General features: G+C 70.4%; 13 protein-coding genes and 1 pseudogene. 6 read left to right on the top strand and 8 right to left on the bottom strand.

Annotation, left to right across the window (positions count from 1 at the left end; all coding sequences use genetic code 11):
* Nucleotides 1–213 precede the first annotated feature (213 nt).
* Together ACFY8W_RS33435 and ACFY8W_RS33430 are read right to left on the bottom strand one after the other, a co-directional pair.
* Complete coding sequence (locus tag ACFY8W_RS33435; protein ID WP_391113606.1) at nucleotides 214–1,512, bottom strand: GDSL-type esterase/lipase family protein; 1,299 nt, start codon at nucleotides 1,510–1,512, stop codon at nucleotides 214–216.
* A 100-nt stretch (nucleotides 1,513–1,612) separates the two neighbouring features.
* Complete coding sequence (locus ACFY8W_RS33430; protein WP_391114204.1) at nucleotides 1,613–2,155, bottom strand: WHG domain-containing protein; 543 nt, start codon at nucleotides 2,153–2,155, stop codon at nucleotides 1,613–1,615.
* Nucleotides 2,156–2,574: 419 nt separating this feature from the next.
* On the opposite strand from ACFY8W_RS33430, the gene ACFY8W_RS33425 reads away from it, so the two are divergent.
* The gene (locus ACFY8W_RS33425) at nucleotides 2,575–3,414 is read left to right on the top strand and encodes a hypothetical protein (protein ID WP_391114201.1); all 840 of its coding nucleotides are present in this window, start codon (nucleotides 2,575–2,577) and stop codon (nucleotides 3,412–3,414) included.
* Nucleotides 3,415–3,586: 172 nt separating this feature from the next.
* Here ACFY8W_RS33425 and ACFY8W_RS33420 read toward each other — a convergent pair whose 3' ends face one another.
* Nucleotides 3,587–4,321 (bottom strand): dienelactone hydrolase family protein, encoded by a 735-nt coding sequence (locus ACFY8W_RS33420; RefSeq protein ID WP_391113603.1) that lies wholly within the window; start codon nucleotides 4,319–4,321, stop codon nucleotides 3,587–3,589.
* Nucleotides 4,322–4,685: 364 nt separating this feature from the next.
* Between ACFY8W_RS33420 and ACFY8W_RS33415 the strand changes: the two genes are divergently transcribed.
* From ACFY8W_RS33415 to ACFY8W_RS33405, 3 genes are read left to right on the top strand one after another with little or no spacing between them, the layout of a single operon-like run.
* A complete protein-coding gene (locus ACFY8W_RS33415; protein ID WP_391113600.1) occupies nucleotides 4,686–5,015 on the top strand; it encodes a hypothetical protein in 330 nt (109 codons plus the stop codon).
* A 7-nt stretch (nucleotides 5,016–5,022) separates the two neighbouring features.
* Nucleotides 5,023–5,793, top strand: coding sequence for a DUF1524 domain-containing protein (locus ACFY8W_RS33410; protein ID WP_391113598.1), 771 nt, complete (start codon nucleotides 5,023–5,025; stop codon nucleotides 5,791–5,793).
* Between the two features lie 36 nt (nucleotides 5,794–5,829).
* Nucleotides 5,830–7,188 (top strand): tetratricopeptide repeat protein, encoded by a 1,359-nt coding sequence (locus ACFY8W_RS33405; RefSeq protein ID WP_391113595.1) that lies wholly within the window; start codon nucleotides 5,830–5,832, stop codon nucleotides 7,186–7,188.
* Here the strand turns inward: ACFY8W_RS33405 and ACFY8W_RS33400 are convergent.
* The 3 genes from ACFY8W_RS33400 to ACFY8W_RS33390 form a co-directional block, all read right to left on the bottom strand.
* On the bottom strand, nucleotides 7,169–7,792 hold the full coding sequence (locus ACFY8W_RS33400) for a DUF6262 family protein (RefSeq protein ID WP_391113593.1): 624 nt from the start codon (nucleotides 7,790–7,792) through the stop codon (nucleotides 7,169–7,171). The two genes, ACFY8W_RS33405 and ACFY8W_RS33400, sit on opposite strands and share 20 nt — an antisense overlap.
* Entirely contained in the window at nucleotides 7,789–9,906 is a 2,118-nt protein-coding gene (locus ACFY8W_RS33395) for a tyrosine-type recombinase/integrase (RefSeq protein ID WP_391113591.1), read from the bottom strand. The genes ACFY8W_RS33400 and ACFY8W_RS33395 overlap by 4 nt, the downstream gene beginning before the upstream one ends.
* An 80-nt stretch (nucleotides 9,907–9,986) precedes the next feature.
* Nucleotides 9,987–11,141, bottom strand: coding sequence for a tyrosine-type recombinase/integrase (locus ACFY8W_RS33390; RefSeq protein ID WP_391113588.1), 1,155 nt, complete (start codon nucleotides 11,139–11,141; stop codon nucleotides 9,987–9,989).
* 91 nt (nucleotides 11,142–11,232) lie between these two features.
* On the opposite strand from ACFY8W_RS33390, the pseudogene ACFY8W_RS33385 reads away from it, so the two are divergent.
* Nucleotides 11,233–11,673, top strand: a pseudogene (locus tag ACFY8W_RS33385) (HNH endonuclease family protein); the annotation flags it as partial.
* Between the two features lie 70 nt (nucleotides 11,674–11,743).
* Nucleotides 11,744–12,523: an N-acetyltransferase gene (locus ACFY8W_RS33380; protein WP_391113586.1), complete on the top strand. Its 780-nt coding sequence runs from the start codon at nucleotides 11,744–11,746 to the stop codon at nucleotides 12,521–12,523.
* A 199-nt stretch (nucleotides 12,524–12,722) separates the two neighbouring features.
* On the opposite strand, the gene ACFY8W_RS33375 is transcribed toward ACFY8W_RS33380, so the two are convergent.
* Nucleotides 12,723–13,496, bottom strand: coding sequence for a hypothetical protein (locus ACFY8W_RS33375; RefSeq protein WP_391113585.1), 774 nt, complete (start codon nucleotides 13,494–13,496; stop codon nucleotides 12,723–12,725).
* A 559-nt stretch (nucleotides 13,497–14,055) separates the two neighbouring features.
* Entirely contained in the window at nucleotides 14,056–14,829 is a 774-nt protein-coding gene (locus ACFY8W_RS33370) for a DUF4352 domain-containing protein (protein ID WP_391113582.1), read from the bottom strand.
* Nucleotides 14,830–14,847 lie beyond the last annotated feature (18 nt).

Here is a 14,847-nt window from a genome sequence, read left to right as displayed (position 1 = left end):
CGGTTGGTGGCCGCCGGACCCTCGCGGCCGTCGCCTACTGCCGGGGCGGCGACCCGAACGAGCTCCTCGCGACCTCCGCCGAGGCCGAGGTGGCGGACCTGCTGCTCGCCCGGTTCGTCCCGGCCTCGTCAGCCACCACTCCGTTGGAGCCCGGGCGATACCCGGAGCGGAAGGTGCACCGCCGGCTGCACACGCTGGCGGTGCTGCTCGGGGCTACAGCTCGTCGAGGTCCAGGGCCTCGGCCATCGCGCGGTAGCCGGCGTCGCTCGGGTGGAGGTGGTCCTTGGAGTCGTACGCCGGGAGGAGGCGGTCCGGGTCGGACGGGTCGGCGACGGCGCGGTCGAAGTCGACGACGGCGTCGTACGCGCCCGAGGTGCGGACCCACTCGTTGAAGGCGTCCCGCTTGGCCTCGTTCTCCGGGGTGTCGTAGAAGGAGCCCTTGATCGGGGTGAGGGTCGCGCCGACGACCTTCAGTCCGTGGGCGTGGGCCTGGCGGATCAGGGTGCGGTGGCCCTCGATGAGCCGGTTCACGGAGACCTCGGGCGTCGGTCCGCCCGGGAAGGCCGGGCCGCTGCCGCCGAAGTCGTTGATGCCCTCCAACAGGATCACCGTGCTCACGCCCTTCTCGGTGAGCACGTCCTTCCGGAAGCGGGCCACGGCCTTCTCGCCCGCCCAGGTCGTGTCGTTGGTGACCTGGTTGCCCCCGATGCCGTGGTTGAGGACGGCGCGCGGGCGGCCGGTGGCGGCGAGGCGCTCGGCGAGCTCGTCGGGATAGCGGTTGTCGGCGTCGCCGGTGGAGCCGACGCCGTCCGTGATGGAGTCGCCGAAGGCGACGATGCCGTCGTGGCGGGCGGCGGCGCGGGGGCCGCCGGAGACCTCGACGCCGGAGAGGTAGTACCAGGACGATCCGGTCTCGGTGAACGCCGCGCCCGAGGTGTCGGCCCGGTGGTCGCCGGCCGCCCGGTAGCTGGTGGCGGACGCCATGTGGTGGAAGGTGGCCGGGCCCGTCGGGCCGGCCAGGTAGAGGGTCACGGTGACCGACTCGAGCGCCTTGGTGCGGAACGGCACGCCGTCACTGAGCAGGGTGCCGCCGGCCGGCACGGTGACGGAGCCGCGGCCCCCGAAGGTGAGCGGCCGGACCGAACCGGGCACGACCGCCCCGCCCTCGGCGGTGCGGGCGACCGTCGCGCCGGTCACGCGCAGCGGGGTCGTGCCGTAACGGTTTGTCAGTTCGATCCGCGCCCTGGTGCCGCCCGCGGTGATCCGCACCGTCTGCCGGACGGTCTGGTCGTCGAAGCCCTGGAGCGACCAGTTCGTGCCGAAGGGCGCGGCCGGCGCCTGCGGGGACGCGGCCCACGCGCCGTGCCAGGCGCCCGCGGCGGCACGGGCGCCCGCGGCGCTCGTGGTGGTCGCGGTGTCGGCCGTTGCGGCGGTGGCCGGGACGGTGGCGAGGGTCAGGGTGGCGAGCAGGGCGATGCCCGCTCGCCGGAGGGTGCTGGTGCCGGTGGTCATGTCGCTGGTCGCTTCCCCGTTGTCGTAAGTGCGTACGACAGGGGTCAAGTTCGTATCGGCTTCAACTATTCCCGGGCGGGGCAAGGAAGTTGGCGGAGGGTCAGGTCGGCGGGAGGGCCGAGCGGCCGAACGTCAGGCCCGCGAGCGTGCGGAAGACCTCGCCCGGGTCGCGGTCGGCCAGCGGCTCGTCCAGGTTGTGGGTGAGCAGCAGGGTCGCGAAGCCGTGCGCCAGCGACCAGGCGGCGATGCCCGTGGCGCGGGGGTCGGCGGTGGTTCCCGCGAGGTCGGTGACGCCCGCGCGGAGCTCCGTGGAGGCCCGCTCCTTGGCGGCGAGGAGCTCCGGGTCGTCTGCGCGGTACAGGTCGGGCCGGAACATCACCTGGAAGTGCGCCGGGTGCGCGGCGGCGAAGCGGACGTAGTGGACTCCGCGCTCGCGCAGGTCCGGAGCATCGGCCAGGGTGCGGGCCAGCAGGTCGTAGCCCTCGGCGGCGATCGCGGTCAGCAGGCCGGTGCGGTCCTTGAAGTGGTGCGCGGGGGCGGCGTGCGAGACGCCCGCGCGCCGCGCGAGGTCGCGCAGGCTGAGCGCGCCGGGCCCCTCGCTCGCGATGACGTCGAGGGCGGCGGCGAGGACGGCCTGGCGCAGATCGCCGTGGTGGTAGGCGCGCCGGCCCGCCCCGCTGCCCCCGGCGGGCCTGGTGCTCTCGCTGCTTCCGGCGGGCCGCCCGGGGTTCCGGCTGTTCTCGCTGCTTCCGGCGGGCCCGGTGTTCCGGCTGTTCTTGCTGCTCCCGGTGTCCCGGGTGTTCCCGCTGCTCTTGCTGCTCCCAGTGGTCATGGCAGCAGCGTACGTGGGATCTAGGCATTGACAAGTTTGCGGGGCGGGAGGAATCTAGTCAGTGACAAGATGAGCTGAGGGAGGACGTCATGGACGCCGTGCTGGGTGAGACCTCGAACGTGGAAACCTCGACCATGGAGAACTCGACCGCCGCAGGACCGGCCTCGTCCGTCGGAGGCCCGGGGCCGACCGGCGGCGCGGGAGCCCCCGAGCCCGCCCGGGTCCGTCAGATGTGGCACCTGCTGGAACCCCTGCACGCCGTTCTCTACTACGCGCCCGACGCCTTCGACGAGGCCGCCGCCCTCGGGTACGACGTCTCCGAGCGCTGGCCCTGCTACTTCGCCTGGCGCGCCGCCGCCCTCGGCCCGGTCGGTGCCGGGCGGGTCGCCTCGGCCTTCTACAGCTTCAGCCCCGCCACGGTCGCCCGGTACGTCCCCGCCGCCTGGGACGTCGCCGCTCCCGCCGACGTGCTCGCCGCCCGGCTGCGCGCCGTCGACCGCACGTACCGCGCGCTCCTCGGCGACGACGTCCTCGCGGGCCCCGAGCTCGCCGAGGCAGCCGCCCTCGCGCGCCGCGCCGCCGGGGCCGCGCCGCTCGCCGGGCGCCCGCTGGCCGCCGCCCACGCCGAGCTGCCCTGGCCCGAGGCCCCGCACCTGGTGCTGTGGCAGGCCGCGACGATCCTGCGCGAGCAGCGCGGCGACGGGCATCTCGTCGCCCTCGCCGCCGCCGGACTCGACCCGGTCGAGTCCCTGGTCTCCTTCGCCGCCGTGGGCGCCGCCCCCGAGGCGACCTTCGCGAGCCGCGGCTGGAGCGCGGCGGAGTGGGCCGCCGCCCGCGAAGGCCTCGCCGCCCGCGGCCTCGTCCACCCCGACGGCTCCGCCACCGACGCGGGGCGTGCCCTGCGCGCCGGGGTCGAGCGCCGTACGGACGAACTCGCCGCCGCGCCCTGGGCCGCACTCGGCCCCGAGGACACCGCCCGGCTCGCCGAACTGCTCGGCGGCCCCTGGCTCACCGTCGTCGGATCGGGTCTGCTGCCGTCCGAGAACACGCTGGGCATCGGCAAGGTGTGAGCCACACGGTGGAGGGCCGGGGCCCGGCGCGGAACCGTGCGCATTTGTTCGGGTTCCGCGCCGGGTCGCCGGGTCGCCGGGTCGCCGGGTCGCCGGGTCGCAGGGTCTCCGGAGCGCCGGAGGGCAGGGTCGCCGGCTCGCAGGAGCGCCGGGTCTCCGGGCCCCCGGAGACTCAGCCGTAGCCCAGGGTGCGGTCCAGGAGCGGGAGCAGGCGGTCCCAGTGGAGCTTCAGTCCCGAGGCGTCGAAAGCGTCGGTGTCGGACATGGTGAAGCCGTGGACGGTGCCGGGGTAGATCTCGGAGGTGTGGCTGACGCCCGCGGCGTCCAGGGCCTGGTTCAGGGCGCCGAGGGCCTCGGGCGTCAGGTCGCCTTCGGCGTGGCCGAGGTGGACCTGCGCGGTGACCTTGGCGAAGAGGTCGGGCCCGTCGGCGCCCACGGGGCCGTGGAACGCGGCGACGGCGGCCACCTGGCCGGGGTGGGCCGCGGCGGTGCGCATCGCGAGGAGGCCGCCGATGCAGTAGCCGGTGACCGCGACCGGACCGGCGGCGACCTCGGGCCGGGAGGCGAGGAAGGTGAGGTAGGCGTCGGCGTCGCGCAGGGTGCGTTCGGCGGTGTGCGCCTCGATCATGGGCATCAGCCGGGCGAGGACCGCGGGCCGGTCCTCTTCTCCGATGTGCTCGGGAAGCTCGACCACCGGTGCCGGGCCGTGCCGGTAGAAGAGGTTGGGGACGAGCACGTAGTAGCCGTGGGCGGCCAGTTCGCGGGCCATCTCCCGCAGCACGGGCCGGATGCCGAAGCCGTCCGCGTACATCAGCACCCCCGGGTGCTCACCGCCGCCGTCGGGTAAGGCGGCGAACGCGTCGGCGTGGCCGTCCGCGGTGGGAATCCGCAACGTCTTGATGGGCATGGGTTCTCCTGTCGTGTCGTGGTCGAAATGGCGAAGCTGTGATCGACACGACGGAGGCGGAGCCCGCGCGACGGCGCGGGATCCCCGATCGGGCAGCGGGCCCGCACCGGCCCGCACGGCGCTCAGGGGAGCACCGGGTCACCGATCCGTGTGTGGCGCGAAGCCGTCCCGGTGGTCATCCCCACAACCTAGTCCACCGTCCCCCTCACTGTCCGCCGTCCACCCACTATCCGCCGTCCGTCGTCCCCCCTGTCCGCCGTCCACCGCCCTGCCCGTCGACCGCCCTGCCCGTCCGACGGCCCTGCTTCAACCGCCCTGCCAGTCCGACGGCCCGTCCAGGATCCGGCCCTTCTACGATCCTCGGGTGTCGACGTATCAGAAAGCCCTCAGCGCCTCCGCCTCCGCCCTCCTCGTCCTGCTCGCCGTCACCGCCTGCTCGCCCGAGCCGGGCGCATCCGGAACCGGCGGCGACGCGTCTCCGAAGGATGCCGCCGGCGGCAGTGCGCTGGCCGCCGTGGACGCGCTGACGGTCAAGGGACGGGCGCCGAAGACCGGTTACGAGCGGGAGAAGTTCGGCCGGGCGTGGGCGGATGTCGACCGCAACGGCTGCGGCACCCGCGTTATCTCTATGCTTCGCCGGGTAGCTGAGGCATTTACGCAGCTCATGCAGGGGATGGTGAGTTGTGCTTACTGAGAGGCACATGAGTCACAAGAGGGTGGGTGGCGTGCGTTTCCTCCGTGCGGTGACGGTGGCGACGGCTGGCGTGCTTCTCGTGTCGGGATGCGAGGGTCGCGGCGATGACGGCTCCCCCCCAGGGCCCGGACCGGCTCCCGGTGGGCGGGCGGTCAGCCCGCTCAAGAACCCGGACGGTACGAAGCCAGGGCTCGCGCCCCTGACGACCGCGGAGGACCGGTCCGAGGCCCGCAAGCTCATCGAGGAACTGTCCACGAAGGGGTGGGGGCCGAAGACGGGCTACGACCGCGACAAGTTCGGCTATGCATGGATGGACACGGCCGATGGGGTGCCGCTCGCGAGGAACGGGTGTGACACTCGAAACGATCTCATTCGCCGCGATGGCCAGAAGCTTCGTTTCCGAGCCGGCTCCGACTGCGTCGTGATCGCCATGACGCTTGACGACCCGTACACCGGGACGACCATCGAGTGGCGCAAGCAGCAGGCCTCCGAGGTGCAGATAGACCACGTGGTGCCGCTGTCGTACAGCTGGCAGATGGGTTCGTCTCGCTGGCCGAGGAGCAAGCGCGAGCAGCTCGCCAACGACGCGTTGAATCTGATCCCGGTCCAGGGCCGGGCCAACTCGGCCAAGGGCGATTCCGGACCGGCATCCTGGCTGCCTCCGGACAAGCAAGTGAGATGCTCCTACGCGGTCCGCTTCGCACAGGTGGCCCTCAAATACCACCTTGCGGTGACGAGAGCGGACAAGGCGACGATGCTGAAGCAGTGCGAAGACTGACAGCGATGTCGGAGGCGGTGGCTAGGGTGCACTGCCGTGGACGCTGCTGATCTTGACTACCGGACCCGGACGCTGTCCGGCTGCATTCCTCCGCTCCTGGTCACCCGACTTCTCGAGCTGGGCCACACGGAGGAGGTGGAGTTCCAGGCCGGCCGTGGCGAGTGGTTCTGCGCGCGGGAGTGGGCGCGGCTGCTCGGCGACCAAGGTCGGCAGGCCGAGGCGTTGGAGGTGCTTGCTCCGTACGTCGCCACGGGCTGGTGGCCGGCCGCCCAGGCCCAGGGGGAACTACTGGAGAGCTGGGGGCGGGCCGAGGAGGCGATCGTCCTGGCCCGGCCGTACACAGAGGTCGGAGGGCTTCCGCTCGAGTTCTTCGCGCGGATGCTTGCCCGGCACGGACGTACGGACGAGGCGATCAGTCGGCTGAGCGCCGGGGTGGAGGACTGGTTCCTTGCCACCGCCCTGGTCGACATCGCCGAGGGAACAGACCGGGACGCAGACATCGCCGCGCTGCTGGCCGCTCGGATTCCGGACCAGCACCGGTGCGACAGCCCATGGTGCTGCCGAGGTCTCGAACCCGACACGGCGATCGGGCTGCTTGCCACGATCCGCGAACGTCAGGGCCGTGTCGACGAAGCGATCGCCCTGCTGCACACCCGGCAGCACATCACCTCCGTCAACAACCACGACCAGCTGGCCGATCTGCTCGCGAGGCACGATCGGATCGAGGAACTGCGTGCGTACGCGGCGACCGAGTACCTCGGTCACGCCGCGCGACGCCTGGCCGAGGTGTTGGAGGAGCGCGGTGATGTGGAAGGGGCCATCGCCGTGTACCGGCAGCCGGGCGACTCACCGGTCCGCCAGCACAACGGTGCGGTGCACTTGGCGCAGCTCCTGGTCCGGCACGGCCGGGGCCATGAGGCGATCGAGGTGATGCGCGTGCTCGCGGACTCACCCGGTGGCGCGGAGGACTGGATCGTCCACACACTGTGCACCCTGTACGCCGACCATGGCCGCGCCCTGGACGGCCTGGCCTACCTCGACGCCCTCAAGGCGCGCCGTGATGGGCGGGAGGAGTGGGACTTCTTCCGGTTGCGCCTTCCGCTCATGGCCGACTGCGGCCTGCTCGACGAGGCGGTCGAGCAGGCGCAGGCGCACCCTGAGGGCAACACCTCGTATGCGGCCTGGATCATTTCCGATCTCCTCGCCAAGAACGGTCGGATCGAGGAAGCCGTAGCCGCTCTCGAACCGTATGCCTCCGATAACAGCGGCTCCCTGGCCGGCCACCTCATCGACCTGGGCCGCGTCAAAGACGCTGTCGTACTCCTTCAGCAGCGCGAATCCGAGCCGGTCGCACCTGTTTGGACCGGCTCGCTCTTCAACGATCCCCCGTTCTGACTCCGTCCGGGGACGGAACGGCCCGCATCGCACGGCGGAGCCCGGCTCGTGCGGCGGTGAGATCGTCTTCCGTCTCACGCAGCCGGCCCTCCAGGGCGGCGATTCGCCCCCTGGCCTCTGACAGTTCCTGATCCAGAGTGGTGTTTCGCTGCTCCAGATGCTGCACCCGCTCGATCAGCTTGTCTTGGTTCACTCCGTCCAGCTCGGCGCCGAGAGACAGCCGGACCCGATTCCGGAGCTGGTCGCGTTCCCTCTTGAGCTCTTTGATCTCTTCGCGTGCCAGGGCGAGATCTGTCGCCAGCCCGGCAGGGGACACCCGCTTTGCTTCCGGGCTGGGGGAGACGTGACGTACTTGCTCTCGTTGGGCGGTGATGCCGTCCTGAACGGCCTGGTGCACCTGGGGCTGGTTGTAGACGAACCACGTGGACACCGCAGCGTCCCGCGCCACCTGGCTGACAGTGATGCGTCGTCCCGAGTGGAGAAGGACGTCCACTGCATCGAGCGCGCGCTTGGTCTTGTCCTCGCTGTCCTTGGCACGGCTGGCGCGCAGGCGCTCGACCCGTGAGTTCCGGTCATTGCCGCCGGAAGCGACGGGACTTTTCATTCGGGGCTCAGTGTCGTCAGTGCCTGCAAGGGGACGAAGGCTGCTGCGGAGCGGGCCTTGCGCAGCTCGCGCGAGGCGGATTCGACGACCGCGCGCTCCTCGGCGGGCAGCGCGTCGAGCTTCCTCCGCATCTCGTCGGCCGACTTCGAGTACGCGCGGATCTGGTCGTCGAGATTGCGAACAACCCAGTCCGCGGCCTCCATCGCCAGGGCGGCCTCCTTGTCGGCCCGCAGGTCCGCGATCTGCTGTTCCAGAGCCGGCAAGTAGGAGGGATCGGGCCGGTAGAAGTCGCATCCGGCGCACTGGAAGCGGATGCGGCAGTGCCCTCCCCCGGCCTTGACATTGCTCGGCTCGGTACAGCCGCCGTACGGAACTCCGACGCTCTCCACCTCATAGGCCAGTGGGTCGCTGAAGCCACGGGAATTCCCGTGCCGGTCGACAGCGAGCGACGCGACCGAGCGCACGGCCTCCTGCTTCCGGCTGAGCGAGACCTTGTAGTACCCCATGGTGACGTCCAGCGATCGGTGGTCCATGAGTTCCCGAAGGACATCGGGGCGAGTACCCGCGTCCGCGTGGCGTTGGGCGTAGGCGTGCCGAAATCCGTACGGGACGATCTGGGCGCGGTCGTAGGGGAGAGGCTCACCGTCGTCGCTGAGACGCTCGTCCACGAGCGCGGGAATGACCTCGTCGACCCATGCGCGGAAGATCCTGTTGCAGAACTGTGCAGGGGTGAGGTGACCACGCCGGGGCCGGTTGCGCTGGCCTGGTGACGGGAAAAGCCACTGCTCGCACGCAGGTACCGGTGGCAGGCCCTGAAGAGCCTTCTGCCAGGACTCGATCTCCTGGGCGGTCGCCTCGGTGATGGGCAAGCGGCGGCCGTGTCGGCGTCGCTTGTGGTTGTCGTAGATCAGAGTCGGTTTGCCATCGATCCATTGCAGACAGTCGCGGCGCAGGCTGGTGACCTCGCCAGGGCGCCGACCGGTGTCCCGAAGAACCATGTAGGCAACCTGGTACATCCGCGCGAAGTCCGCGGCAGTCCAGCCGCCGCTTTCGTACGCTGTCGATGTGCCGAGCAGTTCGATGTGAGCGTCAAGCTGCGAGATGACATGTTCCGGGATGGCACGGCCGATCTCGTCCTCGGAGATCTCGACCGCGGCGATGGTGTGGAATTTCGGGTTCAGCGCGAAGCCGCCGGGGATGTGGTCCATCAGACCGGCCTGTCGTACGTACTCGAGGAACGCTCGCCATAGGCGCAGCAGCGCCCGCCGGTGGCTCGTCGAGTAGTCCTGACCGTTCTCCGGACGCTTGGCGATCCGGAACGCCTCCACCACGGCGCTCATGTCCGCCATCGACAACCTCTCAGGTGCATCACCGTGGGGGCGATCGGTCAGGGCGGCTGAGGCGAGTGTCGCGGCGTACACGGTTTGGCGGAACTCGATGACATTGGGACGTACCGCACGGCCGTAGTCCTTCAGCAGCTCACGCAGCCATGCCTGGCGGACCGGGCGGAAGTCGATGACGCCGTGCATGGCCGTATATTTCCGCCCTGGACCGGCGGCGAGTCCCACAAGGGAGCATTCCCAGACGTCTCCCGATGTCGGATCGGTGCCCTCGTACTCCAAGCGCGCACGTCGGACGTGTTGGAGGATCCCGTTCAGCATCCCCGCGAGTTCCGCCGGCAGCTCTCGCACGAACGACTCGTCGAGATCCAGGAGCGTCGGCAATGGGGCGGGAAGAGCGGCGACCATACGACGGACGCGCTGGGGCACGAGGTTGATCCCCGCGGCGTCGCGCTGCTGGATTCCGTACTGGATCTCCCGCCGCACTGCCGAGGAGACCTCGCTGAGCGAGAACTGGGAAACTCCAGGAAGGGACCCGGTCGAGATATTGGGGCGACGGCGCGCCGCATCGGGTACGTAGGTTACGTCGAAGTCGGACGGGTTGCCCCGCGACCAGCGTGCTCTGCTGCAGGCGCTGCAGCGGCCGCCGTTGTGGGCAACGTGCGTGGAGCACGCCGCCACCCTGCAGATGAATACGCTGGTCGCGGGGTTGCCCGGGGCTGCGGTGAACAGCAGTGCGCCCTCGTCCCACTCGGCCGCTCGCCACCCGGACACCAGGCGTTCCGCGAGCCACGAAGCCCAAGATGTATCCGCCTGGAGTGGCAGCGCGACGACAGCCGAGTCGGCCCCCTGCCTCATCGGATTACCTCCGGCGAGACACGCTCGACAGCGGCTCGGAGTTCCTCGTCCTGGGCGTGCAGATAGACAGCGGTGCTCGCGGATGAGGCATGGCCCAGCAGCGTCTGGACGACGTCCGGTGAGACTCCGCTGCGAATCCATCGCGTTGCCGCGGTGTGCCGCATCATGTGCGGACGGGCGCGGAAGCCGCAGCGCTCCCCGATCCGCTCGACGATCTGCTTGGCGTTGGAGTACGTCATCGGCCTGCCCGCGTACTCGCCGATGAGGTTCACGAACACGTAGTCGCAACTGACGGCTTCAGGCACGTTCTCACGCTCCGAAAGATGGTCGCGGTACCTGTGCACGGCACCTTCAGCCAGTGGCACCACCCGATGGCGGCCTGCCTTCGCTCGTGCGCCGTTCACGTTGTCCTGCCTGGGGCGGACATGGACATGGGCGCCCCGCGTACGGCAGCCCAGATGCGTCGAGTCGGGCAGCAGGTGCATGTCCTCCCGCCGCAGTCCGAGAGCCTCGCCGATCCGCAGTCCCCCTTCCACGAGCACCGTCAGGAGCAGCCGATCCCGGGCTGAACGGGCCGTCTCCAGCACCTCCCTGACCTGGGGATCGGTGAGAATCGCGGGTGCTGTTTCGATCGCCGGCGCCTTCAGGACGCGAGCCTTGATCATGAGGTGCTGGCCGCCTTCCCCCGGGTCGAAGCCGCTCGGCGGCGACGTCAGGAAGCGTGGCTCACTCAGGCGTGCGGCGACTTCATGCTCCACATGCCCCTGGACAGCGCAGAACCGTAGAAACTCGCAGACAGCGGTGAGAACGGCATTGACTGTCTTCCCCGAGGGCAACTGCCCCTGTCGGATAGGTGTTCGCTCGATATGGAACTTGAATCTCGTCATGTCCCCGAGGCCGGTGGTCTTCCAGTCAGTGCCCCGCCCGGCACACCAGTTGAGGAAGCGCCCGACCCGGGGAATGTAGGCGCGCTGCGTCTGCGGTGAGCGCCCGGCGCCCCGCAGGTAGAGCGAGAACTCCCGTGCCTCGCGATGAGGCCGGTACGTCTCCTCGTCGACGAGTAACCAGGTGACCTCTCCCGTGGTGGGTGAGACAGCCTTCTCCGTGCACAGCATCGCTGAGTCCTTCCTTTGTCCGAGCATGTCGCTCATGTGCCTCTTGGCATGACTGATAACGGCGAGACACAAAGGGAGGACACGGCTGTTACTCACGTCTCTCACAAGGAAGAAGGGCCTGCAGATAACCCGCGACGACATACTGGCCCGCGACCTGACCGGCGTCCGCTTCACCGGCGGCCGCTGCAAGGTCGCCTCCGGCACGCTCGCCGACGACCCGTACACGGGCGGCTCCGTCGACTACGTGCGCGGCCGCAGCAAGGTCGACATCGACCATGTGGTGGCGCTCTCCGACGCCTGGCAGAAGGGCGCGCAGAAGTGGGACCCCGGGACCCGGCTGCGCTTCGCCAACGACCCGCTCAACCTGCTCGCCGTGGACTCCACGGCCAACCGCCGCAAGTCCGACGGCGACGCCGCGACCTGGCTGCCGCCGAACAGGGCCTACCGCTGCACCTACGTCGCCCGTCAGGTCGCCGTGAAGAAGAAGTACGGCGTGTGGGTCACGGCCGGTGAGCGGGACGCGATGAAGCGGGTCCTGGCCGGCTGCCCCGACCAGCGGCTTCCCTAGACCGTCGCCGGTGGGCGGTGCACTGAAAAATCGATTCCGCAATGATCGTCCGGAGCCGTAGCCTCACTGCATGGACCTGCACATCACGACCCTCGCCGAACGGCCCGAACTCGCCGGCGACCTCTGGGCGATGAAAGACCTCTGGCCGGAGTTCATGATGTACGACCCGGTCGGCTGGGCCAACGTGGGCCGGATCGTGGCCGACTTCCCCGAGTACGTGCTCGTCGCCACGGACGGGCCCACCGAGCCCGCCACGGACGACGTCAACCCGCACGGGAAGGTCGTCGCCCGGGCGCTCAGCGTGCCGTTCGCCCTCCAGGCCGACGGCCGCGGCGAGCTGCCCGACACCGGCTGGGACCAGGTCCTGCTCTGGGCGTTCTCCGACCTGCGGCACGGCCGCAAGCCCGACACCGTCAGCGCGATCGAGATCACCGTCGACACGAGCGCGCTCGGCAAGGGCCTCTCGGGCCGCATGCTGGCCGCGATGCGCGACAACGCCGCCCGTCTCGGCTTCTCCGAGGTGGTCGCACCAGTGCGCCCGAACGCCAAGCACCTGGAGCCCGAGGCCTCCATCCACGAATACGCCTTCCGCACCCGGGAGTCGGACGGACTGCCGCACGACCCGTGGCTGCGCGTCCACGTCCGGGCGGGGGCCACGATCGAGAAGGTCGCGCCCGCGTCGATGACGGTCAGCGGCTCGGTGGAGCAGTGGCGCGCGTGGACGGGCAAGCCGTTCGACACCGACGGCCCGGTCGAGGTCGACGGCGCGCTGGTGCCGGTGCACTGCGAGGTGTCCCGCGGCTACGGCGTGTACGTCGAGCCGAACGTCTGGGTCCGTCACCGGATCTGACCTGTCGCGAGTCCCGGGAATACCGCCCGGAACAGCGTGAACGCGAGAAGGCGTGAAACAGCGTGAACCGCGAGAAGGCGGGACCGCGAGTAGCGCGAGAAGGCGTGAACCGTGTGAACCGCGAAAAGGCGTGAAGGCCACCCCCCCTCCAGGGGCCTTCACGCCTTTCGCCTCTCCGGATGCCGGTCCGGGCGGACCGTCAGCCGAGGCTCTTCTCGTCGATGACGTCCTTCTTCGCCGGTGCCTTCGCCGTGACCGGCTTCTCGAAGTCGGAGAAGGAGACCGTGCCCGGCTCGTCGCCGCCGGTCGTCACGACCCGCAGCAGATACGGCTTGCCCTCCGTGGCCACGTAGAACGTGTCCTTCTCGCCGCCCTTGTAGTCCAGCGTCAGGATGAGCGCCTTCTTGCCGTCGACCGTGGTCTCGGTGCCTTCCACCGCCCCGCGGCTGTCCTGCTCGAAGTCGGCCATCAGCTTCTTCAGGTCGCACATGTCGAGCATGTCCTTGGCGTCCGGGTCCTTGGCGTCGGTCTTGAGCCAGCGGCCCTTCATCTGCTTGATCACCGCGGCCTGTACTTCCGCCGGCTCGTCCTTCGACTGCTCCTTCAGGAAGGCCTCGTCGAAGCGGAGGTAGACGGCCTTGTCGGTGGGCTCGCCGGGGCGGATCACCTCGGCCGTGCCCGTCGCGCCGATCGTCAGCGTGCCCGCGCACCGGCCCTGGACGTCGGTCGACAGGTATCCCTTCAGCGGCCCGTCCGTCGACTTGGTGTCGAGGTCCACGGTGAGGGCGTGAGCGCCCTTCGTCGTGGCCACGGCCTTGTCCAGGATCTGGGCCGCGGTCATGTCCCCGAACGGGCCCGAGGCCTCCGGCTTGTCGTCGGAGACGGGGCCGCAGGCGGTCGCGCCGAGCGCGACGGCGGCGCAGAGCGTGGCGGCGAGAGCGATGCGGCGGGGACGGCGTGCGGTGGCAGACATGGGGGTGCTCCGAGGGATCGGGGTGGTACGGGGGAGAGGGAAGCGTTACGGGGGAGGGAGGAGGAGGGGAGGGGCGGGGCAGGCGGTACGAGGGGAGGGGCGGGGCAGGCGGTACGGGGGGTGACGCGGGCCCAAGCGGGGCTGACCGGCGGTCGCCCGGCGGAGGGCCTCCGGTCTCCGGCCGACGGGTCGCCCGGCCGGTGGGTCGCCCGGCCGGTTTCCGGCCGCTGGGTCTCTCCGGTCGACGGTTTCCGGCCGCTGGGTCTCGGGCGGCCGGCCCTTGGCCGGTGGTTCTCCGGCCGGTCTCCTGCCGGTCTCCGGCCGGTGGGTCTCCGGTCGACGGCCTTCGGCCGGTCTCCGGTCGGTGGCCTTCCGGTGGCCGGTCTCCGGCCGTGGATCTCCGGCCGCTGGGTTTCCGGTCGACGGTCTCCGGCCGGTCTCCAGTCGGTGGCCTTCCGGTGGCCGGTCTGCGGCCGCTGGGTTTCCGGTGGCCGGTCTCCTGCCGGTGGATCTCCGGCCGGTCTCCTGCCGGTCTCCGGCCGGGGCTCCTGGCTGCGGGTCAGCCGAGCTTCAGGTCCCACTGCGTGGCGTCGTGGTCCATGCCCGGCTCGACCTCGACCGTCAGGCTCTTGGCGGCGGCGGGCGTGTCGAAGCCGAAGGTCTTGGTGGCCTTCTTGCCGGGCAGGACCGAGCCGTCGAAGACCACGCCGAGCTTGTCGCCGAGGATCTGCTCGGCCTCGACGCCGTCCTTGCCGGTGCGGGCCTTCGGCATCGTGCCAGCGGAGTCCCAGGCCTTCTTGCCGGAGTTCTCGATGGTGACGGTGACCTGGTAGGCCTTGTTGCCCTCGGTGTGGCCGACGGCGAACTCGTCCGGGGTGAACGCCTTGGGCGCGGAGACCGTGACCTTGAGGCCGTCCTCGTACTCGATGGTGTCGCCGGCCTCCAGGGCCTTGCCCTGGGCGGCCTTGCCGCCCGGGTCCTTGGGGGCGGAGTCCTTGAGCGAGTTGTCGATCTTGTCGAGCTCGTCCACCGCCTCGCTGACCGCGGTGAAGGTGATGACCGCGCCGACCACCGAGAGGATCAGGGCCGCGAGACCGAGGATCGCGCCGGTCAGCGTGACTCCCTTGTTGTTGGCCTCGCCCCGCTTGACCCGGCCCTTGCCGACCAGCCCGAGGACCAGCGCGATCAGGCCGAGGATGCCGGCCAGCCAGAAGAACAGCGGGATGAGGCCGGAGAGCGTGCCGATGATGCCGAGGATCAGAGCCGCGGTCCCGAGCCCGTTGCGCATGGCCGCCGGAGCGGGGGAGTGCGGGAGTTGCGTGTCGTACGACATGAGTGTGTCCTCCCGGAC

The sequence above is a fragment of the Streptomyces sp. NPDC012637 genome (assembly GCF_042954805.1).
Taxonomy (GTDB): domain Bacteria; phylum Actinomycetota; class Actinomycetes; order Streptomycetales; family Streptomycetaceae; genus Streptomyces.
The sequence above is the reverse complement of the archived record's forward strand: the minus strand, read 5'-3'. Positions and strand labels throughout refer to the sequence as shown.

What these genes read in the sequence shown, in the direction of transcription:
- ACFY8W_RS33435 (WP_391113606.1), bottom strand. Translation starts at nt 1,512, where the DNA reads ATGACCACCGGCACCAGCACCCTCCGGCGAGCGGGCATCGCCCTGCTC.
- ACFY8W_RS33425 (WP_391114201.1), top strand. Translation starts at nt 2,575, where the DNA reads ATGTGGCACCTGCTGGAACCCCTGCACGCCGTTCTCTACTACGCGCCC.
- ACFY8W_RS33420 (WP_391113603.1), bottom strand. Translation starts at nt 4,321, where the DNA reads ATGCCCATCAAGACGTTGCGGATTCCCACCGCGGACGGCCACGCCGAC.
- ACFY8W_RS33410 (WP_391113598.1), top strand. Translation starts at nt 5,023, where the DNA reads ATGAGTCACAAGAGGGTGGGTGGCGTGCGTTTCCTCCGTGCGGTGACG.
- ACFY8W_RS33400 (WP_391113593.1), bottom strand. Translation starts at nt 7,792, where the DNA reads ATGAAAAGTCCCGTCGCTTCCGGCGGCAATGACCGGAACTCACGGGTC.
- ACFY8W_RS33390 (WP_391113588.1), bottom strand. Translation starts at nt 11,141, where the DNA reads ATGAGCGACATGCTCGGACAAAGGAAGGACTCAGCGATGCTGTGCACG.
- ACFY8W_RS33380 (WP_391113586.1), top strand. Translation starts at nt 11,744, where the DNA reads ATGGACCTGCACATCACGACCCTCGCCGAACGGCCCGAACTCGCCGGC.
- ACFY8W_RS33375 (WP_391113585.1), bottom strand. Translation starts at nt 13,496, where the DNA reads ATGTCTGCCACCGCACGCCGTCCCCGCCGCATCGCTCTCGCCGCCACG.
- ACFY8W_RS33370 (WP_391113582.1), bottom strand. Translation starts at nt 14,829, where the DNA reads ATGTCGTACGACACGCAACTCCCGCACTCCCCCGCTCCGGCGGCCATG.